The sequence below is a fragment of the Saccharicrinis carchari genome (genome assembly GCF_900182605.1).
Classification (GTDB): Bacteria; Bacteroidota; Bacteroidia; order Bacteroidales; family Marinilabiliaceae; genus Saccharicrinis; species Saccharicrinis carchari.
This window is the reverse complement of the sequence record NZ_FXTB01000002.1, coordinates 265,773-292,123: the sequence shown is the minus strand read 5'-3', so window position 1 is coordinate 292,123 and position 26,351 is coordinate 265,773. Positions and strand designations below refer to the sequence as shown.

Here is a 26,351-nt window from a genome sequence, read left to right as displayed (position 1 = left end):
TTTAAATTATTTTTTTCATGATGAAATCAACATTAAGCACAAAGTTATTCATCCTCACTATGGCAATATGTTTCGGCATACCATATGCGAGCACACAAACACCAGATTGGGAAAACCCAAAAATGTTCAACCAAAACAAGGAGGCGCCCCATGCCACACTCATGCCTTTTGAAAGTGAGCAGGCCGCGCTGACCAAGAAACGCAAGGAATCGGTTTTTTACCAGAGTCTCGACGGCAGCTGGAAATTTAACTGGGTACGTAAACCGGCGGACAGACCTATGGATTTTTATAAGCCGAGCTACGATGTATCCGGATGGGATAACATTCCCGTACCCGGCAACTGGGAGGTGCAGGGCTATGGGGTACCCATCTATGTAAATCACCAGTACGAGTTTGCCGACCACAAACATCCTGTTTCTAATGAAATGGAATTGGACGGCATTATTCCCGCCAACCCCGGCAAAGTACCGCACGATTATAACCCGGTTGGCTCGTACCGCAGAGATTTTACCATACCCGCATCCTGGGACGGACGACGTGTTTTCATTCAGTTTGGGGGTGTTAAATCGGCCATGTACCTATGGGTAAACGGCAAAAAAGTTGGCTATAGCCAAGGAGGAAAAACACCTTCGGAATGGGATATCACCCCCTACATACAAAAGGGTAAAAATGTTCTGGCGGTGGAAGTGTATCGATGGTCGGATGGATCTTACTTAGAGTGTCAGGACTTTTGGCGTATAAGTGGTATTCAGCGCAGTGTGTTTCTTTATTCGACTCCACATGTTCGGGTACGCGATTTTTTTGTTAACGCCAGCCTCGACCAAGACTACACCAATGGTGTTTTTAAGTTGGATGTGGACTTGAATAACCGCACCAGCGGCCTTCGCTCGGGCAATTATTCCGTAGCCTACAAATTGTTGGACACAGCAGGGAGCATTATCGCAAACGACGAAATGGCGGCTAAAATCAACCGCAAATCCGACCTGAAGCTTACCTTTAACAAAACCATCCCCAATCCACTAAAATGGTCTGCCGAAACACCCCACTTGTATACGCTGCTCATTTCTTTAAAAAACAAAGCCGGCGAAGTTACAGAAGTAATTACATCTAAAGTAGGTTTCCGTAAGGTAGAGATTAAAGACGCGGTATTCTACATCAATGGCAAGGCGGTACTCATCAAAGGGGTGAATCGCCACGAGCACGATCAGTACAACGGCCATGTGATAAGCGAAGAAAACATGGAAAAAGAAATGGCGCTGTTGAAACAATTTAACTTTAACGCCATGCGCACCAGCCATTATCCGCAAGATGAGTATTTTTATGAGCTTTGCGACAAGTACGGCATCTATGTAACCGATGAGGCTAATATCGAATCGCACGCTATGTACTATGGCAAGGAATCCTTAGCCAACTTCCCCGAATGGACCGATGCACATGTGGACAGGAACATGCGTATGGTAGAGCGCGATAAAAACCATCCTTCGGTAATTGTTTGGTCTATGGGTAACGAAGCCGGTGATGGCATTGTGTTTACCGAAGTGTATAAACGTATCAAAGAGCGCGACCCTTCACGACCTATCCATTACGAACGTGCCATCATGGGGCCTAACACCGACATTTATTGCCCCCAATACCCCGGCGTGGAAGGCCTGCAACATTTTGCCCGTAAAAAGCAAACCAAGCCGATGATTATCAGTGAATATTCTCACGCCATGGGCAACAGTAACGGTAACTTCATGGATTTATGGGAAGTGATTTACGACGAAAAGAACACCCAACTGCAGGGCGGTTACATCTGGGACTGGATTGACCAGGGCTTAGTGAAGAAAGATGCTGATGGTACTGAGTTTTGGGCCTATGGTGGTGATTATGGCGAAAACATGCCCACCGATTATAACTTTTTGGCCAATGGTGTTATATCTGCCGACTATACTCCGCACCCCGCTATTTATGAAATAAAATATGTGCAACAATATGTGTGGATTTATGCCGAAGATCTAAAAGCAGGCAAGTTCCGCATCAAAAACCGCCACGACTTTATCACACTCGATGGTTACGATATTCACTGGACCATAAAAGGCAATGGCAAAGCGCTAGCCAACGGCACCCTGGATCAATTATCGTTGAAACCGGGAGAAGAAAAAGTGGTGGCAGCTAATCTCCCCGAGATTAAACCGAAAGTAGGAGTGGAATACTTCATCAATTTCTCGGTTACATTAAAAAAGGATAAGCCATTTAGAAAAAGAGGTTTTGAGGTGGCCAAGGAACAGTTTAAACTTCCCATGTATAAGGCAATTGCACAAAGCACGCCCGAAGGGTCGCTTATGATTGTAGAATCAGAATCAGACCATACCACCTCCGTTGTGGGACGCAATTTTAGCGTAAGCTTCGATAAAGCTACCGGCAAGCTGAGTTCCTACCTGATCAACGGCTATGAGCTGATGCAAAAAGGACCGGAAGTAAATTTCTGGCGTGCCCCCAACGACAACGACAAAGGGAGTAACATGATAGGACGCCTTGGTGTATGGCGTGAGGCCACCAAAGCGGCCAAACTTACTAATACGCTATTAGAAATGACCAACGATACAGTTACCATTACCATGGAATATACCCTGTCCCCCGTGGAAAGCGTGAACACGATAAGCTACACCATTTTTAGCAACGGACGCATAGATGTAAAAAGCAGCCTCGACATACGAAAAGACGGTTTGCCCGACATACCTCGGGTAGGCCTCCGCTGGGAATTGCCCGTTAACTTCGACAACCTGAAGTATTATGGACGTGGTCCGCACGAAAACTACATCGACCGCAAGGCCGGCGCATTTGTTGATTTGTACGAGAGCAAAGTGGCCGATCAGTATTTCAAGTATATCCGCCCGCAAGAGAACGGTTATAAAACCGATATACGATGGTTTGAACTGAGGAACCAGGACAATGTTGGCATCCGTGTGAGCAGCAAGGATGAGTTGATCGGCTTCTCGGCATTGCACAACCCGGTGGAGGATTTTGACCAGATAACGCATGAAGATTTCCGCCACACCAACGATATTGTTAAAAAAGATGGTGTATTTATTTGTACTGACCTCAAGATGATGGGTGTTGCCGGCGATAACTCCTGGGGTGCTATACCTTATCCTCAATATTCGATTAAGGCACAGGATTACACCTTTAAGTTTAGTATTGAGCCGGTATTTTAGAGCAAGTCAACTCTCCCTTTCCCCCATCAAAATGTGAGGGAAAGAGAAATACAGGATTTACAGATTTTAAAAAAAACCTCAGATAATTTAATAGAACCTGCCCGCCACTAATGGTAGGCAGGTTTTTTTTTCTATCTAAAATCATTCGATCCTGGTTAACATGCACTATCCGGATAGATGTAAGCAGAATACATTTTAGGCAATGGACAATTATCAATAGACTGGGGCTGAATGGAATGACAGGATGGAAGTTGCAATAAATACAATCCAGTAAAAACGAAACGAATGGTTGAATCCCGTTAAGCTATTGGTAGAATCAAAAACGGGCCCGACAAGCATAATGCTTATACGGACCCGATTTTTTAAAATTTAATCGTTTACTATATCGACAATTGCTTTTCGGAATTGGCTTCTTTCAGGTTAAGCACCTTGGTGTTTCCGCATCCTTCCAACGACAGGTCGATGGGCTTGTTGGTTTTCCAGGCTCCTCGCGTAAAGTCGGGCACGTCGATAGGCTTTGAACCGTTGAGGATAGACCATTCGCTCAAAGGCGTAATGCAGCTCCATGCTGCGGCATCGTACACGTCCATATCCATCGGCTGGCCGTTGCGTAAGCAATCGATCAGGCGCCAGTCCATAATAAAGTCCATACCGCCATGGCCGCCAACCTGTTTGGCCATCTCACCCACGCGACGAATAATCTCGGGTGTATATTTCTCACGTAATTCCTTCATCTTAGCCTCGTCGGCCACGTGGTGTCCAAAGGCAATATGTTGCAATGGCCATTTTTGTGCAAAGCACTTGGTACCGCTAAGCATGTGGATACGCGAATACGGACGTGGGCTGGTCACATCGTGCTGAATCATAATGGTACGTCCTTTTTTTGTACGAATCAACTGTAAGTCCATGTTACCACGCATTGGCTTGCCCACGAACTCTTGCAGATCGGGATTGTTCTTCACCTCTTCCTCTATTCGTTTCTGAAAGGTAAAATCGTCAGACATCATGGCGGTCAGGTAATCCAAACGGTCGCCCCGGTTAATGTCCATAGCCTGACAAATAGGCCCCAATCCATGGGTAGGATATACATTGGCCATACGTTGATTTTCGCGTATACGCCAATAATTATCGTAGGCTCCATCGCCACGGGGCTTATCGTCCTGTGGCTTGTTAAAATGCCAGTAGTCCAGATCGTGGATGTAGGCCCCTTCGCCGTGCACCAGATCGCCAAAAACACCCTGACGCGCCATATTTAAGGTCAACATCTCAAAGAAATCGTAACAGCAGTTCTCCAGGATTACGCAATGTTTTTTCGTTTGCTCCGATACCTCTACCATCTCCCAGCATTCGTCCATGGTTTTGGCGGTCGATACCTCAACGGCAGCATGCTTGTCGCCTTTCATCGCAGCAATAGCTACAGGCACGTGCCATTCCCAGGGTGTGGCAATGTACACCAGATCCACTATCCCACTCTCGCACAAATCTTTAAATGCAGTATCGCTACCCGTATATTCCTTTGCTTTGGGCAGACCAACTTTTGACAGCACATCCTGTCCACCATCTATGGCTGCCTGGCGGGTATCGCAAAAGGCCGTTATCTCCACGCCTTCGATAAAGGTCATGCGCTCTACGGCACCTATACCTCTATCGCCAATGCCTACAAAACCAATGCGCACCTTATCCAGCTTGGGGGCCGCATAACCGCACATGTTAAAATTCATCTTGGGCAGACGCTCTGCCGACTTACGAATGTAGGCAACCGCTTCGGCTTCGCTTGCATTTGTGTTACACCCTACCAATGGAGCGGCAGCAACGGCACCGGTTCCCACGGCCATGTTCTTTAAAAATGATCTTCTACTTGTTGACATAGTTGTTTTTGTATTACTGTTTTGTTTTATTGCTTTAAAAATAATTAATTTTATCCAGACCTGGCTTTTATTTTTCGGGTAATGCTAAAAAGTCAACAACAGGTTTGGCGTTTGTTTTTTCCCTTTTAAACATTTGATTAAAAGGAACGTGATCACTAAAAAAACCGCAGTTTTTCATAAAGAAAGCATCTCCCTCAACTCCTCCCGCATAATCCAAACGGGCTTCTTTATGTGCGGTTGCATCGGCGGTGAATTTAGCCTCCGTTAATTCATACCAATTACCGTTTTCATCCGCTACCCATTGGTTTGTGTAGTATGCTTTGCGGCTTTCTGTTCCCATTGCTGTTATAAAGTTCTCGAGGAATGAGTGCGGTCTTTTCAGATAGCTTGTTGTTTTGGGGCGTCGGAAGCTGGCTATCAGTTCCCACTTGGCTTTTTCCGGATCGAAAAAATAAGCGGTATAATCTGTTGAATTGTTGACAGACGGATGACCTTTCAACAAAAATTGATAGCTTATGCCCGCCTTCCAGTTGAACACCTTATAACTTTGACCGCCAGAACCCTCGTTGCCAAATTTTCCTGTATGTACGTCGACTCCCTTTTTGAGCATTAGGATGCGTTCTTCCTCTGGTATCTCATTGGGGTTATCCGTTTTAAAAGGGCTCCATACCGAAAAAAGGATTCTTCGCTCGGTAGGTGAGTTTACTTGTATACCAAAATATCCTTCGCCAAAACCGTTAGCCATAAAATAAGAACCCATCACATCCTCACCTTCGGGTACTGTTATTTCGTTATAAAACCACTTTACATTATTCACCTCATCGGGCACCTGGTAAGTCAAATGCACCGACGGGCCACGTCGTCCCCAATAAAAATCATCCTTTACATAGTACACCTCTTCCGAAACGGCATCGCCACCAAGCAGCACATGACTTATTTCGCCAAAGCTATCGCCCGTTTTAATTGTTCCTTGTATATCCACATAGTAATAACCCGGTTTATCAACATTAAAAGCGCCCAGATGAACTACGGCTGTATCCGTGTCTGCAAGTGAAATTTCTTTTTCATGCCCGTTAAATGTAACCTTCATGGTAGATTTTCCGGACACAACTTTGCCCTCAATGCCAATATTTAGTTTGCCGGTTTTGCCAATTCTAAAATAGGTGCGGACAATATCGTCCGGGTTAGTCCAATTTACAAGGCCTTCTTTATTTATCATTTGCCGGTTGGCATCCTTGTTATTAATGACCCAGGCATTTCCGCCCAGGGGAACCGATTCGCTGTAATCCACATTTTTTGTTGCGTTGCTGCAACTAAAAAAGAGTAGGAGAAGCATTACACTGGTAAGATATTGCCATGAACCGTGTGATTTTTTCCTGTTCATTATTTGAGTTTTTAATTTTAGAATTTTCTTTATCCAAAGATTACAATTTGGCTTTATATAAAGGTGCAAATTTTAAGCTATTGGGTGTAAATTTTAAGCTTGATTCGTATGTTTTCCAAATAATTGCCATTACTGTCATAGATGTTTATATTTACCCCTTAGTAGTTAATGTATACTTTTAAGATGACATATAAAATCAGATTCATGGTTCAGCTGTTGGTGATTTTTGCTTTTTTGGCTAAGAGCAAAACCACTTGTGCCAATGAACCGAATCGTTTTATTCATCTAACGATAAGTACGGATCGCGGAGAAACAAATGTAAGCAACGTTTTAGAAGATTCGTTGGGTTACGCCTGGTTAGAGTCGCCCGACGGCATGTTGCGCTTTGATGGTTACGAATCTGTTATCTACCCCGGTACCGGGATTTTCGGGCAACCTTCCCCTGTCCTATTGGGTGCTGTAAAAGATGCAAAAAGCCAAATTTGGTGCGTGTCGCAAAAAGGAATACTCTCCAGGCTTTTACCTTCCGGCAAGTTTGCCCCTCAATTCACCAATCTATTTAATTTTAAGGACACACAAAAACTATCCTCCTTGCACATGGGTAGTTCCAGCTTATGGTTGGGCAGCAATTATGGCACTTTGAGCGGATTTAACCTGAAAGATTCGAGCATATTACGGTTCGATATTCACGCAGCCGATGAACAAGTAACCTCTATATCGGAATACCGCGACAGCCTTGTGTGGTTTGGCACCAACAAAGGGCGGGTATTCAAAGCAAACACGAGCTCCGGGCAAATATCCGAGTTGAAACTACCCCACAGCGATCCGTTCAACACCATCACATTAATCGCCGACAGGGACGGGAACCTATGGATTGGGACGGAAACCTATGGTTTTTTCTATCACAATACCAAAACACACTCCTTCCGGCACTACCACAATAAGGCGAATGCCCCATATCTTGTTCCGTCGAACATGGTCATCCGGGCCTATTGCGACAGCGAGGGAATAATCTGGATGGGCACCGATGGCGGCGGACTTTACCGTATAGACCCGCGCACAATGGAAGCCGGGGTTTTCAAACATTCAAAAAGCAACCCGTTTTCGCTCCAGAGTAATACGATAATTGGCATAAACGAAACAAGCAACAACGATTTATGGGTATTCACCAATTATGGCAACATTAACCTATTGCCCGAAGAATCTACTACTGTAGGATACCTTAGTGGTAGTGTTTCGGGCTCACCCGCCCGGGTGCTCTCCATATTAAAAACAAAGGACGAAATCTTATGGATAGGTACCGACGGCGAGGGGATAAGCCTGGTGGACAAGAATAAAAAACCTATACGGCAATATGTGGCCAACACCACCTCTGCGCGCGGACTCCGCGGCAATTACATCCAGGCCCTGACAGAAGCGGAGACAGGAAGTATATGGGTGGGTACCTACCAAAATGGACTGATGCTGTATCATCCTAAAAAAGACCGTTTTACACCCGTTGCTGCTATCAACGATGCAGGTCAACCCGCCAGCGATATCCGGTCGTTGTACGTCGATCGGAAAAAACGGATATGGGTGGGCAGCCACATAGGCGTTTTTGTATTTTCAGCCCAAGGCGTACAATTGGCTTTTTTTCCGTATAATACGAATGGACTGCAAGGCAATATTGTAGAGGTGTTTATGGAAGACGAGAAAAACCGTTTGTGGCTGGGAACCAATATGGGGGGCATTGCCCTAATGCATGAAGCCGCCCGTTTAAACGAATCTACCTTTACCACCTATCCCCTGCACCAGGGTGGCAATCCATCGTATAACGACATTAATCATGGCGCCGCGGACGGAAATGGACATCTGTATCTGGTAAATGCGATCCCCCAACTTGTAAAGTTTGATATAGGCACAAAAAAAACAATCCCCGTCAAAGGTTTCACCACGGCCGATTTGCAAGGAATTGTAGCTGTAACGGTAATTGATGCGGACAATTTATGGGTTTCGAGAAATAATGGTATTTCACATTTGGATTTTGCTTTTGGGCAAGAGTACTTTTACTCCTGGAAAAATGGAACCCTGCGCAAACCGTTCCTATCTGGAAGTGCCTTTAACGACAATGGTAAAACCCTCTATTTTGGAGGTGTAGGCGGCATTAACTACTTCGAACCGGCCCGGATAAAGACAGATAGAAAACAATTTCATCTGGCCATCAATGGACTCAAAATAGTAAACCGCGATGCCGATGAAATCATACCCGAACAATTAAGCATTGGGATTGAGCAACTCAGGTCGCTGACGCTAAACCATCAACAAACCTCCTTCTCCTTCGGGTTTTCCGTTATCAACGATTACCTGAATCCCAATTATTTTTACGCCTACCGCCTAAAAGGCTTCGACGAGGATTGGCTTAGCACCGATAACATACGAATGGCAACCTACACCAATATTCCCTACGGCCAATACACTTTTGAAGTTAAGGCAGGGAGCAAAAGGAACGTATGGGATATAGGCACCCGCAGCGTGCAAATAAAAATATTGGCCCCACTATGGCTCAGATGGTGGGCCATTGCTATTTACCTTATCCTATTTATTGCCATCGGCTATTTTTTGCTACGCTACTCCATCATGTGGGCCAGGTTAAAACGCAAATTAATGATGGAAGAATGGCAAAACGAGAAGAACAAAGAGCTGTACGAGCTAAAGATGAATTTCTTTGCCAAGATGTCGCACGAAATACAAACCCCGCTCACCTTAATACTCTCGCCCCTGGAAAACATGATTGAACGAGCCGGAGGTAACCTGCTGCTAAAGCAACGCCTGCAGGGGATAAAAAACAATGCCAAAAGACTGTCGCGCATCGCCGCAGAGCTTATGACCGTGCGCAACAAAGAGTTGGGCAAGCTACGCCTGGGAGTTGGGGAACACAATATGGCCCGCGATATCGACCAAATTGCCCTATCATTTATGGAGCAGGCACGTTTTAAGCATATCGATTTTAATGTTGAGGGTACATCCAACCGGGATATTTTTGTTTGGTACGATAAGGAAAAACTGGAACACATCATTTATAATTTATTGGCCAACGCATTTAAATTTACTTCGCGCGAAGGAAAAATAACTTTGCGTGTTGAGCCAGACGAAGCCAAAGGCCAAATTCGCTTGGAAGTTTCGGATACCGGCATCGGCATACCCGAAAAAGACCTGAAAAATATTTTCGACATGTACTACCAATCGCCCGTGGGTAAAACGATAGGCGGAACGGGAATAGGGCTTGCCCTGACGCACGAGCTGATAAAACTTCATAAGGGCAATATAAATGTAAGTTCGCAAGTTAACAAAGGTACTACCTTTACCATCACCTTGCCATTAGGCAGGCAGCATTTTACCGAAGAGGAGATATTAAACACCAAATCTGTGTTAAAAGAAAACAATACGGATCAGGCGGTACAAGAGGCAGATGCAGATGAGGAGACAAATAAGGATATAGAACAATTGCCATCTGATAAGAAAAACATATTGCTGGTGGAAGACAACTATGAAATGTTGATTTTTTTGGCGGATAGCTTTAAAAACTCGTACCATGTGCAAACCGCACAAAACGGCAGGGAAGCCCTGGATCTTATTCCTGATTTTAAACCCGATATTATCGTGAGCGATGTGATGATGCCCATCATGGACGGGATTACGCTTTGCAAAATGTTGAAGGAAAAACAGCGTACGCGGCACATCCCCGTCATATTGCTGACCACCAGAAATACCACCAGCTCAAAATTGGAAGGGCTAAAATTTGGTGCGATAGAATACATCAACAAACCTTTTAACCTTAAAGAACTGCAGCTAAAAGTGCACAATATACTGGAGGTACAAACAAGGTTTATTGAGCAATACAGGGCTGAGATATTGACCCAAAGCAAAGACGTAGAAGTTGAGTCGCCCGACGAAAAGTTTATTGAATCGGTGCTGCTGGAACTGGAAAAAAACTATGAAGATCCGGAGTTCAGATTAGAGGAGCTGGCCTCCGCGCTAAACATGAGCTATTCCTATATCTATCGTAAATTCCAATCGCTAACGGGCAAAACACTGGTTGATTTTGTCCGCACCTTCCGCCTGCGAAAATCAATACCTCTAATTGAAAAGCACAATTTTACCATTGCCGAAATCGCTTTCAGGATTGGTTTTAACGATCCCAAATATTTTTCGAAATGTTTTAAAAAAGAATACGGCAAAACGCCCAAACAATACAGGCTGGAGGCCGAAGCGATTACTAACACAGATAGAAATAATTAAATGAAAAAATCAGCGTACCCCTTTGTCCTTTTTTTTGTAATTAGCTTTGGTTTGGCTATCGCACTGGTAGTGGGCCTTCAAAAAGTTGACAAAGCCACCTCGTCCGATCAATACTGCATATCGTGTCATGTGCACAGCCATGCCGACAATTCGTGGCTTCAGTCGTCGCATCACGATAACAAAAGTGGTGTGGTGGTACATTGCGTAGAGTGCCATCTGCCCCCCAAAGACGGTGCCCACTATTGGACGGAAAAAGCCAAGGCTGGTTACCGGGATTTATATTCTTTTTATTTTAAGGATACTGCAAACATCAACTGGGAGCAGAAGAGGGATCCAACATACGCCAAACAGCACACCTTTGAGGCTTCGTGCACACAATGTCACCAAAACCTGTTTCCGCTTCAATTATCGAAAAAAGGCGATGAGGCACATCTGCACTATCTTAACAACCATAAAAGCAACAACCCGAACCAACTGCATTGTATCAACTGCCATATCGATGTTGGGCACGGCACACCCGGTTCGCACGCAGCCAATATCGATTTTCTGAAATCACAAAGCGTATCGACACAATTTGAACACAGCACCGCTATTCACGGATTCTATAGTTTTCAGGAGCACATCCCCGGCACAGCCGTTGCTTTTGATATGATTGCCATACCGGGCCGAGAACGCAAAGATGCCGACCAATACGATTTGAATGAGTGGAGTGGAATAGAACCTTTTTTCATGGGCAAAATAGAAGTTACCTGGGATGCGTACAAAGCGTTTTTAAGCGATACAGAATCGGAAGGACGTACAGACACCAAGGTAAACAACGCGGATAAAGTGGATGCCATTACGGGCGCCACACCACCTTTTGGCGATCCCTCGCAGGGCTGGGGAATGGGCCAGCGGCCCGCCATTACCATGACCTGGCACGCGGCCAATGTTTATTGCCAATGGCTATCCGAAAAAACCGGTAAAAAATATCGCCTGCCCACAGCTACCGAATGGTACCACGCCTGCAATGCCAATAGCGACGAGGACTTTTTTTGGGGCGAAAACATCAATGATTACACAAAAAAAGGGATTTTTGAAAAATTATTTAAAGCAACCAGCGATACCATAAACCAATATGTGATATGGAGCGGCAACAGTAAGGGAAAAACAGCCTTGCCCGGCACGGTAAAACCCAATAATTTTGGCCTGCTTAACATGCTGGGCAATGTAAAGGAGTTTTGCTCGGACACCATAATTATTAATACAGACGGAGGTACATCAACGGAGCATCGGATAATGGGGGGATCGTTTAAAAGCAACCTTCCCGAATTGCTTTTAACACATACCGATTATACACGCCATGACCAATGGATGGTGACCGATCCGCAGATACCCAAAAGTATATGGTGGTATTCCGATTGCAACGACGTGGGGTTCAGGGTAGTTTGCGAATGGGACGAAGAATAAATAGAAATCAAAAAAAACAACATCAAAATGGATATAAAAGCGTTTGAAAATAGCCGACGGAAATTTTTACGCCAGGCGGCAGCAGCCGGCATTGTTGCCTCTGTGGGTACGGCTGCAATACTTACTTCGTGCAAACAAAAAAAGAAGAGCAACTATGCTTTTCCGCCCATGTTGCCGCAAGCACCTGACGGCCCCCTGTTGAAAGCCGGCGTGGTGGGTTGCGGTTACCGGGGAACCGGGGCGGCCATCAACTTTCTGAATGCCGGGCCCAATGTGCAGGTTACCGCCCTGGCCGATATCTTTGCGGATAAGGTGGAGGACTGTAAACAGCAACTTAAAAAGAAAAAAGGGGTGGACATATCGCCCGATCTCTGCTTCACCGGTATCGATGCTTACGAAAAGCTCATCAATTCCGGGATAGATGTGGTTATCCTTGCAACACCTCCCCACTTCCGGCCTCAACATTTTGAGGCCTGCATACAAGCCCGCAAACATGTGTTTATGGAAAAGCCTATTGCCGTGGATCCCGTTGGCGTTCGCTCCGTCATGGTGTCGGCCAAAAAGTCGGAGGCACTGGGCCTGTCCGTAGTTACCGGAACCATAAAACGACATCAGCAGGATTATATCGAAACCTACAAGCGGGTGGCCGACGGCGTTATCGGCGACATCGTATCGGCCAACAGCTATTACAACGTAGGCAAACTATGGCACAGGAACCCCAGGGCCGAATGGTCGGAACTGGAATACATGGTACGTGATTGGGTGAACTGGTGCTGGCTCTCGGGCGACCACATTGTGGAGCAGCACGTGCATAACCTGGACACCATCAATTGGCACATAGGCAAGCACCCCGAAAAAGCGATAGGATTTGGAGGCCGCCACCGCAGGGTTACCGGCGACCAATACGACATGTTCAGCGTGGACTTTGTGTATGAGCCCAATATCCATTACCACAGTATGTGTCGGCAAATAAACGATTGCAGCAACAAGGTGGGCGACCTCATCGTTGGCACCCACGGCTCCACCAACTGCGAAAACACGATTTATGAATTGAACGGCGCAGTAAAATGGACCTTCGACTATCCCAAAACAGGGAACGGTTCAAACATAAGCCGCTTGAACACCAACCCCTTCGACCAGGAGCACATTAACCTGGTAACGGCTATACGAACCGCAAAACCGATAAACGAGGCCTATCAGATAGCAGAATCCACACTTACGGGTATCATGGGGCGCATATCGGCCTATACCGGCAAAGAAACTACTTGGGAAGAAATGATGAATTCCGATTTATATCTGGGACCTAAAACTTATGTTATGGGGCCGGTGGATATCCTCAAGGAGGTACCCAAACAGGGTAGCGCACCAAAATAAAATAAGGTCATCTTACTTAGGGCATATCAGCTTTTTCGCACACCCTTTGGCCTAAACCGTTACCATGCATATGCTGCGGGTTCAGAAGGAGCAACCATCATTATTGTCCAGAACAAAACCGGCACCATCTCCCGCATGTTTGCGAGTGATAATGCCGCGTTAGTTTTGGAAGCTCGTTCCGTGCTTGCTTCCGGTTGGGTATTGGATTGCACCAAAACCGGTAGGCTTATATGCTTTCCAAAGCTACTATCGGATTGCGATTTTAAATATGTTGAGGTGCATTTAAAGTCACTACCCTGTTTATCATTAGCTCATAGGCAATGCTGCGTTTAAAACTAACTGCATACCTCTACCTTACACCTCTTTGTACACTACCTACAATCTATTTCCAGTAATTTCATCGAAATACCTGTCCATGTAAAAGTAGGAAACAGTAAGCTAATAAATAAAAATTTGTCATAGCATACGGTAGATATAATAATAAATGACATCCTCGAATGGCTAATAATATTAGATACCCATTATGCTGAATATCCTTTTATTTGGAGTTCATCTTTTTCCGACATACATCTCCTCGTTTCCAATGCAAATTTACAGCTCTATCTTATAGGTATAGGCATAATCGCAGGGAAGCTCGTGTGGTGCAAGGCAAGGTATTTTAAGTATGATATCCTTTCCCTTGCGCACGTAGTCGATGTTGATATCTGTTCCCAACAGGGTAACTTTGGCGCTGGATGGCAATTCCATATCCCTGATTACCAACTCACTTTTTGGCCATTGGGGCACGATGGCATAAATGGCATTTAGCTTTCGTGTAAAAAACACTTCTCTTACGGCATACCCCGGCTCCGGGTCGATGGTTTGCTTTAGGATAAAGTCAGCAGGCAGGTAATGCGTTCCCTCGGGTTTCCAATCTTTCCTACCCTCCTTGGACCATTGGCACGATCTATTCCACATGCGGGTTCCGTAGATGGCCTCGCCGTTTACTTTGAGCCACTCTCCCATGGTCAGCAGCCTGTCCTGCATGATAGGCGGGATATTGCCATAGCCATCCGGGCCGATATCGAGCAAGAGGTTGCCCCCCTTGCTCACCACGTTGAGTAGCATATATATCAAAGTACGCGCCGAGGAATAATCTTCGGCATCCTCGTTTATATTATAACCGAACGAGAAACCGATGCCGCGGCATTCTTCCCAGGGGTGCGAGCCGTCCAGGCCTTCCTGGTATTCGGTGGAAAAATAACCACCATGGTTAAAACGGGAACCCTTACCCCAGCGGTCGTTATTGACTACGGTTTGGGCCACGGGCGACTCATTGTACAGCCAGGTAAGCAGCTCTTTGCTATGCCATTTTTCGGGTTCCATGTCCCATTCGCCGTCAGTCCACACCACATCGGGTTTGTAGTTGGTCACCAAATCTTTAAACTGCGGGTGCATGTGCTCCAGGGCATACTGCTCCCTGTCTTTCAACCACAATGGGTTAAACCACTCGTACAGTGAATAATAAGCACCGAACTTTACTTTTGTGTTCTTTACCGCTATCTCAAGCTCCTTTAACAGGTCGCGCTTGGCTCCCACGTCTTTAGCATTCCATGGAAAACCCCATGCTTTGTTGGCTTCTTCACTGGGCCACAAGCAAAAACCATCATGATGTTTGGTGGTAATGACCATGTATTTGGCACCGGCATCTTCAAATAATTTCGCCCATTCATCTGCCTTAAAATCCCTTGCTGTAAAGTCTTTTCCAAAATTATAATAACTGTAATGATGGCCGTACGTTTCTACGTGATGGTCGTAGACCTCCGTACCTGTGAATTTACCATTACCAAAAAGCGATTTGGTTTGTAGCCAATATTGGTACCATTCAGCGTAGGTTCCCTTGGGACTCCAGGCAGGCACGGAGTATGGTCCCCAGTGGATAAAAATCCCGAATTTAGCATCCTGAAACCATGGGGCAATAGGCCGCGAGTCGATGGATTCCCAGGTGGGTTTATATTTTGTTTGGGCTGGGGTGAAGGTACATGCAAAGAGCAATGTGAATAGTACAATTTGTGTTTTCATGTTTTTTTAAGTTCTGAGTTGCCAATTTCTATTGCCCATAAAGGTAAGATGGCGTATCCTATTAAAAAAAAGAAGCGACCCCCCGTAGTGTCGAGACGACCTGTCCCGTATGATTGCGGGAGGCCATGAAGGTTTCTTCTTATAACGAGACATAACTATGCTGACAAGTTCCTTACGGTACATTTGAAAACATATTTTAGAAATATGAAATAGTTGCTGGATTTGCCGGATACAATTTAGTGTTCTAAACCATTTTTTTTCATACAAAAAACACTAAAAAATAATACTCTTTTAGCCCAACCCGTAATTTGGCCAACACCTTTGACATATGATACTCCACCGACTTAACAGAAAGGTTTACCTTTTGCGCTATTTCGGGATATGTTAAATCTTCATACCGGTTCATTTTAAAAATCTGTGAAGACAATTCGGGCATATCCCGAAGTACCGAAGCTATAATCGCTTTTATCTCCTCTATCTCCATGGAGCCCAACTCGGGCGATATTTCCATCGTGAGCAGTTCAAGTGCCTCAACTCTGCAACTGGTCTTTGTCCGCTTGCTCTTTAAGTGATCCAAACAACTGTTACGGGTTGTTTTATACAGCCAAGCCCTGGTAGTTCCATTTTCCAAAAAGTTATCCTTTGCCTTCCAGTATTTAATAAATGTTTCTTGCACAATATCCTGGCTCAAATCAAAGTCGAGCGTAAAAGAATACGCAAAATGGCATAACTCAGCAAAGTAGGTATCAAATACGTTGCGAAAATGCCTATCGCTCCCGTTTGTGGATGTTTTTTTTGTAAACTGCTTCATTTTTTATCCCTCATATTAAGTTGCAAAGAAAGATATACATAAAGTATATTAACATCGTCAACTCCTTTTTTGAGCTTCAATAATTGATTAACCATACCATAAAGTTAAAAAAAATAACACATCGTGTTCCCAATGTGCGGCCAATCTAATTACAAAAATTAACAAAATCTAAAAAAAAAGTACATTTTCGTTTAGGGTGTTTACCTTTCTAATCGTTTTAAGTGTTGAAACACCAACAACGAAAATGAAAAAGATCAATAATTATAAAAAAATATTTTTTAGGTTTCTTCTGGGGGCAACCAGCGAAAAAGAAAACAAAACTGTTTATACTGAGCTATCCAACTCCAAAGAGAACCTACAAAAAGCGCGAAAAAGTTTTTACAGCTATTCCCATGTTATGGGCTCATCAGCTGACAAAAACTGGCTGGATGCTAACTATCAGAAGATAGAACGTACAATAAAGCAAAAGACCATTATGCTAAGGTGGATGCGTGTAGCCGCTATTTTCGTAGGCATGCTAAGTGTTGGTCTTGCCGTCCAGCTAAGCGGAATTTTTACGGCAGAGCCTGACTGGCTATTGGTTTCCGTGCCACGCGGCGAACAGCAAACCCTTACCTTGCCCGATGGCACCAAAGTACATCTGGCACCGGCAACCACTTTCCGTTATCCTGAAAAATTTGCAAAGGATCGTCGCGAGGTACGTATTGAGGGCAAGGGCTTTTTTGAGGTAGCAAAAGATACCAAACGGCCTTTCACGGTTGAATCGCCCCGAACTAAAATCGTAGTTACAGGCACTTCCTTCAACATACGTGCCTATCCACAAGATATGGAAGAAGTAACCAAACTTGTGGAAGGTGCTGTTTCATTGACTTTTACTGACGCCAACGATAAGGTATTGAAACAATATAAGCTCCAACCCATGCAAAAGGCACAGCTGAACAAACAGACCGGAAGCGTTACGGTAAAAAGTTTTGACAGCACAGAACTTCCCGCCTGGATGGAAGGTACCCTTTCGTTTCGTAACCAAACGTTTGGGGATATTGCCAAACGCCTGGAACGCTTTTACGATGTAGATATAATTTTTGAGGATTCAATTATAAAGCATCAACAGATGAACGGAGATTTTAACGACGAAACTGTATTTGAAATTTTAGATGCCATAAAAATATTATCGCCGTTCAGTTACGAGTACAATACAAACACCCAAAAAATTACAATATCGGCCCAAACACAATGAGGCTTCCGGGGATTGGTCCCCCCAAACAAAAAACCGGGCATGCGCCAACATAACCCGGTTCTAAATTCCATGTCCTGTCATGAAGATAAGACATTTACTTTTAATCGAAAAACTATTCAAAGGTATGAAAAAAGATTTAATTTGTTATGCTTTCCGACCACGTGCCGGATGGGCTAAATGGTTCCTAATTATGAGAATGATACTATTCTTTGTCATGGCCAACTTAATGTTGGCAACCGCCAGCGACGGAGTAGCACAATCCGAGCGCCTAACCATAAAGGCAAACAGTACTACCGTAGGCGAAGTCTTTGATATGATAAGACAAAATTCCAATTACAATATCCTCTACAAATCGGAAGATATCGACATTAATCGGAAGGTAAATGTGGATGTAGAAAATGCAACCGTTGAGGAGTTGTTAAACCAAGTGTTTAAAGAAGAAGGTGTACAATATGTGGTAAGGAAAAATCAGGTTATTATCCGCAGTAATACGCCACCTCATATGGCCCTCCTCCAACAAGAATCAAGGACCATACGAGGCAGGGTATCGGATGTGGAAGGAAACACCATCCCCGGCGTAAACGTGTTGGTAAAAGGAACTTCCATTGGTACAATTACCGACATGAATGGTAATTACACACTGGATGTGCCCGCTGATGCAACAACACTTGTATTCTCCTTCATTGGTATGCGGAATCAGGAAATAACAATTGATGGTAAAACAACCATTAACGTAACGCTGGTTGAAGATACTGAGATGGTGGATGAGATTCAAGTGGTGGGTTATGGTACCCAAAAGAAAGAAAGTGTGGTAGGATCTATACAAACCGTTGAACCACAGGCCCTTGAAGTGCCGTCAAGTAATATCTCCACCGCTTTTGCGGGAAAACTGGCCGGGGTTATTGCCTTTCAAAGAAGCGGGGAACCAGGTGCCGACGGTGCCAACTTTTTTATACGCGGTATCTCTACTTTTAGTGGTGCCACTAATCCGTTGATCATACTTGATGGGGTGCAGGTTTCACAAGGCGATTTGAATGCTTTAAGCCCTGAGGTTATTGAGAGTTTTTCCATATTAAAAGATGCCACAGCTACCGCTTTATATGGTACCAGGGGTGCCAATGGGGTAATGATTGTTACAACCAAAAGTGGCAAAAACCTCGAAAAGGCAAAAATTAATGTTCGGATAGAAAACTCGATATCCATGCCTACCGCGGTACCGGATTTTGTGGACGGAGTGGAATTTATGAAAATGTACAACGAAGCCGTCATTGGACGCAGTACAGGAGATGTGCCCTATTCTCAGCTTAAAATCGATGGCACCAGACAAAACATCGACCCCTATCTTTTCCCTAACGTAGATTGGTATGGCGAGTTGTTTAAACCCTATACCATGAACCAGACGGCAAACGTAAATGTAATGGGAGGCGGTAAAAAAATGGACTACTTTATGAACGTGGCCGCAAACCTCGACAATGGTATTCTCGAGAAATTTGACATCAATTCCTACGACAACAATGTGAAGGTTCGTCGATACGCATTCCAAAACAATATAAATGCCCATCTGAGCGAAACTACCCGCCTTTCGTTACGGGTAAATGCACAAATAAAGCAAAAAGATGCTCCTTCCATTGGTGCGCAAAATGTATTTGGCCTTGTAATGGAAGCCAATCCGGTTGATTTCCCAATTATGTACCCCGATTACCTTATCCCTGAAAGCCTGGGCGAGTTAGATCATATCCCTTTTGGTGGTAAGTCGGGCGGCCGTTATAACGACGGATACCGCAATCCATTTGCCGAAATGACCCGGGGATATAGCGAAGGGTTTGAAAGCACCGTAATTGCTACCCTTGACGGAGAGCAAAAACTTGACTTTGTTACAGAAGGCTTGACCTTTAAGGCTTTGGCTTCGTTTAAGAACTGGAGTTCCACAACCGTAACACGCTCGGGAGGGGTTAACCAATACGGTATCGACGACATCTCCCTGCTTACTACGCCTCCGGTAGATTACTCCTCCTACGCCTATAATTTTGACCTGGTGGGTAATGTGCAAAATCCTACTTTAGGCACCACTACCGGCACAACTGGCGACCGAAATATTTATTTTCAAACACAGTTAGAATACGACCGTTCATTTGACTCTCACACTGTAGGCGGAATGATTATTTACACCCAGGACGAATTTATGCTTAATAATCCCAATGGCTTAATTGCCTCTCTGCCCAAGCGCAGACAGGGCATTGCAGGCAGGCTTACCTATGGATTCGGTGGCAAGTATTTGGCCGAATTTAATTTTGGCTATAACGGTAGCGAGAATTTTGCCGAAAAAAAGCGCTTTGGTTTCTTCCCCTCGGCAGCCGTAGGCTATGCCATCAGTAACGAATCCTTTTGGGAGCCGCTCAGCAACGTTGTTTCATGGTTAAAACTAAGGGCTTCCTGGGGATTAGTTGGTAACGATCAAATTGGAAACGAACGCTTCGTTTACATGTCCGATATTGATCTCAACGGCGCCGGATACACCACAGGTATAGATCAAAATTATACCAGGAGCGGACCGGTATATAACCGTTATGCCAACAATGACATCACCTGGGAGATAGGTGAGAAAATTAATGTGGGAATGGATATGGAGCTGTTCAATAAAATAAACATCACCGCCGATGTTTATCAGGAAATTCGCAACGATATCTTTTTAGCACGGCAGGTTATCCCAACTTCTTTTGGAACGGCCGGAACTGACGTATTCGGAAACCTGGGGAAAGTAAAAAACCAGGGCATGGATGCCTCTATTGCTGTTTCCCATAATTTCAATTCCGATTTCTCCATGCAGCTGAAAGGTACCTTTACCTTTGCCCAAAACGAAGTGCTGGAGAGGGATGAGCCTCCCTTTAGCACCTATAAAAATCTGTCAAGGGTTGGCTATCCCGTCAACACCTTATGGGGCTATCAGGCCGAGCGCTTGTTTATCGACCAGGCCGAGATCGATAACAGCCCAATACAACAATTGGGCGGTACCGTATTGCCCGGTGATATTAAATACACCGATATTACCCAGGACATTGACGGTTTAAACCTGGTAAACAGCGACGATCAGGTGGCCATGGGCCATCCTACCATTCCGGAAATAGTATATGGTATAGGGCCTTCGTTCAGGTATAAGAACCTGGATTTCTCCTTCTTCTTTCAAGGCGTTGCCCGCACCTCCTTTTTCATCAATGGCTTTCACCCTTTCGGAACCAGCAGCATCCGTAACGTATTGGACTTTATTGCCGAAGATTACTGGAGTGTTGAAGACCAAAACGTGTATGCAGCGTATCCACGTCTGAGCAAAATGGACCATCCCAATAATACGGCCAACTCATCGTACTGGTTAAGGGATGCTTCGTTTCTGAAACTTAAAAATGCAGAAATAGGTTACACACATAAGTTTATGCGTTTCTATGTGCGAGGAATGAACCTCTTAACCTTTTCAAAATTCGACTTGTGGGATCCCGAACAAGGTGGTGGTAATGGCCTGAAATATCCTACGCAGCGTGTTGTTAACCTGGGAATACAAATGTCGTTATAACACTTAAAAATTTATTAAAATGAAGATATATAAAATTTTCCTTGCCCTTTTGGTGGTATGTATGGTACCAAGTTGTGATTACCTGGATGTGGTACCCGACGAAAGACCTACAGAGGAGGATGCTTTCAAGAATGTATATTCGGCCGAGAATTACTTATATTCCTGTTACAGTTATATTCCAACACCAAGGAGTGGTACATCATCGCTCGACTTTTTTACTGCCGACGAGGTGGTAACCGCTTTTGAACATGAAACCTTTGCCAATTTCCCCAAAGGTAATTTTACCGCATCCAACCCGGTTATTTCTTATTGGAATACGCTTTTTAAAGGTATCCGTCAGTGCTACCTGCTTATTGAAGGTGTGGATGCCACGCCAGGACTATCGGAGCAGGCTAAGGTTAACTACAAAGCCGAAGCCAAGTTCTTGATCGCCTATTATCACTTTTTATTGGCACGTAATTACGGCCCTACAATAATTGTGGAAAGCGTGCCGGATGTGAACATGGCATACAGCGATTTTCCTTCACGGGCTCATTTTGACGATGTGATTGAATTTGTTGTAAATAAGTTTGATGAAGCAGCACAGGATTTGCCTTTGAATTATTCGGCCAGTACGGCTTACGGACGAGCTACAAGGGTTGCTGCTGCGGCTTTAAAGGCCCGCGCCCTGTTGTTGGCCGCATCTCCTTTGTTCAATGGTGGAGGTGAAACACAAAGCAGTTTTTATACCAACTTTACGGACAAGGAAGGCAATAGTTTGATAAGCAGCACTTACGACCCACAAAAATGGCAAAGAGCCGCCGAAGCCACAAAATATGCTATCGATATGGCCGAGGACAATGGCCACGAACTTTATACCTACAATACTTCGCTTGGAGATACCTACCCCGAAGATCCCTTTGAAAGAGATTTACGATATACAATTATCGATCGCTTTTCTAAGGAGGTATTATGGGCAGATACCCGCCGCGAAGGATATTATGATTTACAGAACAAATCAACGCCTTTTATTCAGGGACGCGCATGGAATGGAATTGCGCCTACCTTAACCATGGTGGAGGCTTTTTACACGGAAAACGGATTACCCATTGATAAAGATCCGGCGTTCGATTATGACAACAGGTACTCCATTGCTACTGGCGATAATGGCACAACGATGAAATTAAATTTAAACCGGGAGCCGAGGTTTAATGCCTGGGTTGCGTTTCACAATGGATATTACGAAATTATTCGTGATGTAGGGGGCGAAACAGTGGAGCGTATTAAAACGCAATTCCGCCGCGACGACAATTGCGGTATAAAAGGGCGGAGTAACAATTATTCACCCACAGGCTATTTAAATAAAAAAGGAGTTCATCCAAAATTAGAACAACCTTCTCTGGTAGTCCCCTCGCAGCAGTACCCCTGGCCGGTGATCCGATTGGCCGATTTATACCTCATGTATGCCGAGGCATTAATTGAGTATGGTGGTGCAGGAGAGTTTGCAAGCGCCAAACAATATATTGACCGGGTACGATCCAGAGCAGGAATCCCTTCCGTTGACGATGCATGGGAGCCAATTGGAGGAGCCAATAGCAGAGAAGTATTAAGAGATATCGTAAGGCAGGAACGTACTATTGAATTTTACCTTGAGAACCAGCGATTTTGGGATTTGAGACGCTGGATGATCGCCGAACCTTATTTTGGTACACAGGCAAAAGGAATGAATATTCAAGGAGAAAATGATCTTGAATTCTTTCAGGTTCAGGAGGTTCCTTTCCAACGGAATTTCCGTTCGCCTGCATTTTATCTGATGCCCATACCACAAGGAGAGATAAATAAAAATGAGAAACTGGTTCAAAATCCTGGATATTAATTTTCAAAAAATCTATTTTTATGAACAAGATATTGATTTCACTATTTTTAATGTCGTTGCTAATCGCTTTTACCAATTGCGACAACGATAAAAAAACGGAGGTTCCTTTCCCCTCACAAATAAGTGACATAAAGACGGAACCCCGTGTGGGCGGTGTTTTACTATCATGGGACATCCCCCAGGACTCTAATTACTTCTACGTACAAACCCGTTACGAAAAGAACGGACGCACAATTAAAACAAACTCCAGCATTTTTACCGATTCGGTTGTTATCGGGGGTTTGCTTAATAAGTTTGAATACGTTTTTGAAGTGCAGGCCTTTAATGAGGATTTAGTAGGCAACGAAGTGCTTACTACATCGGCAGTGCGACCTATACGCCGAGGAAAGGATATAACGTACCAGCCCGAGTCAAACGTGGACATTGAATTAACGGATGATATGATTGACACCTATACCCAGGAATCTTCCGAAGGGCCTAAGAAAAATCTTCTCGATGGAAACATCAACTCCTATTGGCATACCGCCTGGTCAAGCGGGGTTGCTCCATTGCCGCACTGGATTCAGATTAACTTTGATGAACCAACCGAGATAGGAGGGATGAGGTACACTTTTAGGCAAAACGGCGACGAAAATGGAAGACCCTCGCAATGGGATTTACAGGTGAGCGATGATGGCAATGCCTGGACCACCGTATGGACCTCCGAAGAAAATCTGCCAACTTCACCTGTAGCGAGTACGCAAACCCTGTTGTTTGGCGAAAGAGAAAACTTTAGCTCTCAGTATTTCCGCTTGCGTATTTTGGCCAATCCCGGTAATAGAACCTACACCCACCTAAGCACAATAAGCATATTTAAGAAAGGCCTGTCTGTTGTGGATCTGGAAGAAGAAGCAGAGCGAAATTATCAATAGTTTACACAGTGATTTTAAGGGCATTGACGAACATGGTTTTATGCTTGTCAATGCCCTTTTAAATTGCATTTTTACTGTATATAAAATAAGTTTACCATGAATTTAAAAATATTGCCTGTTTTTATAATAGCTATTTTTTCCTTTTTTACCCAACATAGCTGCTCAGATGATAAGGTGGCCGATGTTAAACCATTGCCCGAGGAGCCCGATAAAAACGAACTTCCAACGGAATACAATCCTGGAAATGCGAACGATATCGATAAGGATATCAAAATCGTTGTTAAAGGGGCAAGTGCGAGCGAACATCAGTCAGGAACCGATATAGACAAAACCATTGACGGTGATTTTGGCACCCTGTACCACAGCCGCTGGGGTAATCAAACCACCTATCCCGTGGTACTGGAATACACTTTTGGCGAGGATGTGGATCATATAGACTATGTGTTGCTGCATCCACGTAAGGACAGCAATAATGGCAGGATACTGAACTGCCAGATATTTATAAAGAGCCGGGGCAGCAGCGAATACAGCAAGTTGGGCGATTATGAATTCAACGGCAATACGCTCCCCAAAATTATCCGCTTTGAAGAGGGTTTTTCGGAACCGGCAGCTTTCAAGATATCGGTTACAAAAGGCACCAACGACTTTGTGAGCCTGACGGAAATAGAGTTTTTTAAGAAAAGTTCATCTATTCTCGAAAGTCTGAACATCTTTAACGATAAGGCCTGCACCCAATTAAAGGATGGCACATCACTGGAGGATATTGAAGCTGTAAATAATGAGTTTGTTAAAAAAATGGCTCTGGCCATTTACGAAGGTGTGTACGACAGTATAAGGATTGGCGAATTTGAGAGCTATCCCGATCCGCAAATAATTGCTGGGAGCAACAAAACCAGCACTTACGGTTACTACGATAATGTAACTGGCATTTATGTAAAGTGGGGGGATGATATGGTGGTTTTCGTGGATGACTTTGTAGGAGACATGGCACTTCGCGTAGTGGATCACACCAAAGGGTTTAGTGGACAGGACTTTATCCTTCAGCCCGGTGTTAATCGCTTTAACGTTCGCACAGACGGCCTGGCTTATGTTATCTATCAGGATGAACTAAAACACGATGTGAAGATTAATTTTGCCACCGGTACGATCAACGGTTACTTCGATGCCTCCAAACACACTAACGAGGATTGGAACGACCTGATAGGCAATGCCCCCTACAGCTATTTCGACCTACTGGGTAAATATGCACATCTCACCTTTACAACGGACGATTTACGTGAAAACACACAGGATGCAGAACGCCTTATCGAGGTATATGACTCCATCGTTTATCTGCAGCAGGATTTCATGGGCTTGTATAAATACGACAGGGCCTACACTACCCGTTCCTACTTCCGCACCAACACCCATCAGGACATGTACATGTATTCCACCGGCAACCGTACGGAATATCATAAAGGTACCATGCCGGCACTTTGCAACCACAACACGGTACGTTCTTCGCCTTGGGGGCCTGCACATGAGGTTGGACACACCCACCAAACCCGTCCGGGCTTAAAATGGTTGGGTACCACCGAAGTTACAACCAATATCTATTCATTGTATGTGCAAACCACTTTTGGCAACGGTGCCCGCATTGATGTGGAGGACATGGGGGAATACAACAACCGCTACGAAAAAGCCTTTACAGAAATCATTGCACCGGGTATCTCACACGCTGCTCATGGCGACGTGTTTTGCAAGCTGGTACCCTTTTGGCAACTTCAACTTTATTTTGCCCGTGTTAAAGGTTATACCGATTTTTATAAAGATGTTCACGAGGTCATCCGCATTAATGACAATCCTCAGTCGCCCGGCCAGGCACAGGTGGAGTTCGTAAAGATATGCAGCGACGTGGCACAAACCGATCTGACCGACTTTTTTACCGCCTGGGGATTCCTTACCCCCGTTGACATGCAGATAGACGATTACGGGACAGGTCAAATGACCGTTACACAAAGCATGGTGGACGAAGCAAAATCTTATATTGCCTCCAAAGGCTACGCAAAGCCGGATGCCAGCATTGAATTTATACACGAACAAAGCGTTAGTGCTTATCAAGCCAAAGGAACAGTCAGCGGAGGTACAGCTGCGGTAACGGGTAATGACATCTCCGTTACAGGGCATTCCAATGCCGTTAGCTTTGAACAGCACCGCAACGGCAAGCTTATTTTTATCGCTACACGGCCCACCTTCACGGTGCCTTCTTTTGCAACAAATGACAAACTGTATGCAGTGGGTTACGACGGTAACCGTGTAGAGTTAGATGTAAAATAAAGATATTAATGATAGGTTTTTTTACTCTTTTCTAACCTATCATTA

13 protein-coding genes are annotated in these 26,351 nt (G+C 44.6%); 9 read left to right on the top strand and 4 right to left on the bottom strand.

Translation table 11 applies throughout. The features are described from left to right. Positions 1-17: 17 nt before the first annotated feature. Positions 18-3,197, top strand: coding sequence for a glycoside hydrolase family 2 TIM barrel-domain containing protein (locus FN809_RS05670; RefSeq protein ID WP_142532525.1), 3,180 nt, complete (start codon positions 18-20; stop codon positions 3,195-3,197). Positions 3,198-3,577: 380 nt separating this feature from the next. On the opposite strand, the gene FN809_RS05665 is transcribed toward FN809_RS05670, so the two are convergent. Continuing rightward, the gene (locus tag FN809_RS05665; RefSeq protein ID WP_142532524.1) at positions 3,578-5,065 is read right to left on the bottom strand and encodes a Gfo/Idh/MocA family protein; all 1,488 of its coding nucleotides are present in this window, start codon (positions 5,063-5,065) and stop codon (positions 3,578-3,580) included. Positions 5,066-5,132: 67 nt separating this feature from the next. Further along, positions 5,133-6,449 carry a DUF3472 domain-containing protein gene (locus FN809_RS05660; protein ID WP_221929371.1) on the bottom strand — a complete coding sequence of 439 codons (1,317 nt, stop codon included), beginning with the start codon at positions 6,447-6,449 and terminating at the stop codon, positions 5,133-5,135. A 204-nt stretch (positions 6,450-6,653) separates the two neighbouring features. On the opposite strand from FN809_RS05660, the gene FN809_RS05655 reads away from it, so the two are divergent. From FN809_RS05655 to FN809_RS05645, 3 genes are read left to right on the top strand one after another with little or no spacing between them, the layout of a single operon-like run. Continuing rightward, entirely contained in the window at positions 6,654-10,727 is a 4,074-nt protein-coding gene (locus FN809_RS05655; RefSeq protein ID WP_185957467.1) for an ATP-binding protein, read from the top strand. Next, entirely contained in the window at positions 10,728-12,176 is a 1,449-nt protein-coding gene (locus FN809_RS05650) for a NapC/NirT family cytochrome c (protein ID WP_142532522.1), read from the top strand. A gap of 27 nt (positions 12,177-12,203) precedes the next feature. Continuing rightward, on the top strand, positions 12,204-13,550 hold the full coding sequence (locus FN809_RS05645) for a Gfo/Idh/MocA family protein (RefSeq protein WP_142532521.1): 1,347 nt from the start codon (positions 12,204-12,206) through the stop codon (positions 13,548-13,550). A gap of 591 nt (positions 13,551-14,141) precedes the next feature. On the opposite strand, the gene FN809_RS05640 is transcribed toward FN809_RS05645, so the two are convergent. Together FN809_RS05640 and FN809_RS05635 are read right to left on the bottom strand one after the other, a co-directional pair. Beyond that, positions 14,142-15,611: an alpha-L-fucosidase gene (locus FN809_RS05640; protein ID WP_142532520.1), complete on the bottom strand. Its 1,470-nt coding sequence runs from the start codon at positions 15,609-15,611 to the stop codon at positions 14,142-14,144. Positions 15,612-15,870: 259 nt separating this feature from the next. Beyond that, a complete protein-coding gene (locus FN809_RS05635; protein WP_142532519.1) occupies positions 15,871-16,422 on the bottom strand; it encodes an RNA polymerase sigma-70 factor in 552 nt (183 codons plus the stop codon). 244 nt (positions 16,423-16,666) lie between these two features. On the opposite strand from FN809_RS05635, the gene FN809_RS05630 reads away from it, so the two are divergent. The 5 genes from FN809_RS05630 to FN809_RS05610 all read left to right on the top strand — a co-directional run bounded on the left by FN809_RS05630 (position 16,667) and on the right by FN809_RS05610 (position 26,306). Next, positions 16,667-17,659, top strand: a complete 993-nt coding sequence (locus FN809_RS05630) for a FecR family protein (RefSeq protein WP_142532518.1) — start codon at positions 16,667-16,669, stop codon at positions 17,657-17,659. A gap of 124 nt (positions 17,660-17,783) precedes the next feature. Continuing rightward, positions 17,784-21,224, top strand: coding sequence for a TonB-dependent receptor (locus FN809_RS05625; RefSeq protein ID WP_221929370.1), 3,441 nt, complete (start codon positions 17,784-17,786; stop codon positions 21,222-21,224). Positions 21,225-21,243: 19 nt separating this feature from the next. Further along, a complete protein-coding gene (locus FN809_RS05620) occupies positions 21,244-23,079 on the top strand; it encodes a RagB/SusD family nutrient uptake outer membrane protein (RefSeq protein ID WP_142532517.1) in 1,836 nt (611 codons plus the stop codon). 20 nt (positions 23,080-23,099) lie between these two features. Continuing rightward, on the top strand, positions 23,100-23,990 hold the full coding sequence (locus FN809_RS05615) for a discoidin domain-containing protein (RefSeq protein ID WP_142532516.1): 891 nt from the start codon (positions 23,100-23,102) through the stop codon (positions 23,988-23,990). 96 nt (positions 23,991-24,086) lie between these two features. Continuing rightward, positions 24,087-26,306, top strand: coding sequence for a M60 family metallopeptidase (locus FN809_RS05610; protein WP_142532515.1), 2,220 nt, complete (start codon positions 24,087-24,089; stop codon positions 26,304-26,306). Positions 26,307-26,351: the final 45 nt, after the last annotated feature.

Excerpts from the sequence above, each read along its gene's own strand:
- FN809_RS05670 (WP_142532525.1), top strand. The coding sequence starts at position 18 with ATGATGAAATCAACATTAAGCACAAAGTTATTCATCCTCACTATGGCA.
- FN809_RS05665 (WP_142532524.1), bottom strand. The coding sequence starts at position 5,065 with ATGTCAACAAGTAGAAGATCATTTTTAAAGAACATGGCCGTGGGAACC.
- FN809_RS05660 (WP_221929371.1), bottom strand. The coding sequence starts at position 6,449 with ATGAACAGGAAAAAATCACACGGTTCATGGCAATATCTTACCAGTGTA.
- FN809_RS05655 (WP_185957467.1), top strand. The coding sequence starts at position 6,654 with ATGGTTCAGCTGTTGGTGATTTTTGCTTTTTTGGCTAAGAGCAAAACC.
- FN809_RS05650 (WP_142532522.1), top strand. The coding sequence starts at position 10,728 with ATGAAAAAATCAGCGTACCCCTTTGTCCTTTTTTTTGTAATTAGCTTT.
- FN809_RS05645 (WP_142532521.1), top strand. The coding sequence starts at position 12,204 with ATGGATATAAAAGCGTTTGAAAATAGCCGACGGAAATTTTTACGCCAG.
- FN809_RS05640 (WP_142532520.1), bottom strand. The coding sequence starts at position 15,611 with ATGAAAACACAAATTGTACTATTCACATTGCTCTTTGCATGTACCTTC.
- FN809_RS05635 (WP_142532519.1), bottom strand. The coding sequence starts at position 16,422 with ATGAAGCAGTTTACAAAAAAAACATCCACAAACGGGAGCGATAGGCAT.
- FN809_RS05630 (WP_142532518.1), top strand. The coding sequence starts at position 16,667 with ATGAAAAAGATCAATAATTATAAAAAAATATTTTTTAGGTTTCTTCTG.
- FN809_RS05625 (WP_221929370.1), top strand. The coding sequence starts at position 17,784 with ATGAAAAAAGATTTAATTTGTTATGCTTTCCGACCACGTGCCGGATGG.
- FN809_RS05620 (WP_142532517.1), top strand. The coding sequence starts at position 21,244 with ATGAAGATATATAAAATTTTCCTTGCCCTTTTGGTGGTATGTATGGTA.
- FN809_RS05615 (WP_142532516.1), top strand. The coding sequence starts at position 23,100 with ATGAACAAGATATTGATTTCACTATTTTTAATGTCGTTGCTAATCGCT.
- FN809_RS05610 (WP_142532515.1), top strand. The coding sequence starts at position 24,087 with ATGAATTTAAAAATATTGCCTGTTTTTATAATAGCTATTTTTTCCTTT.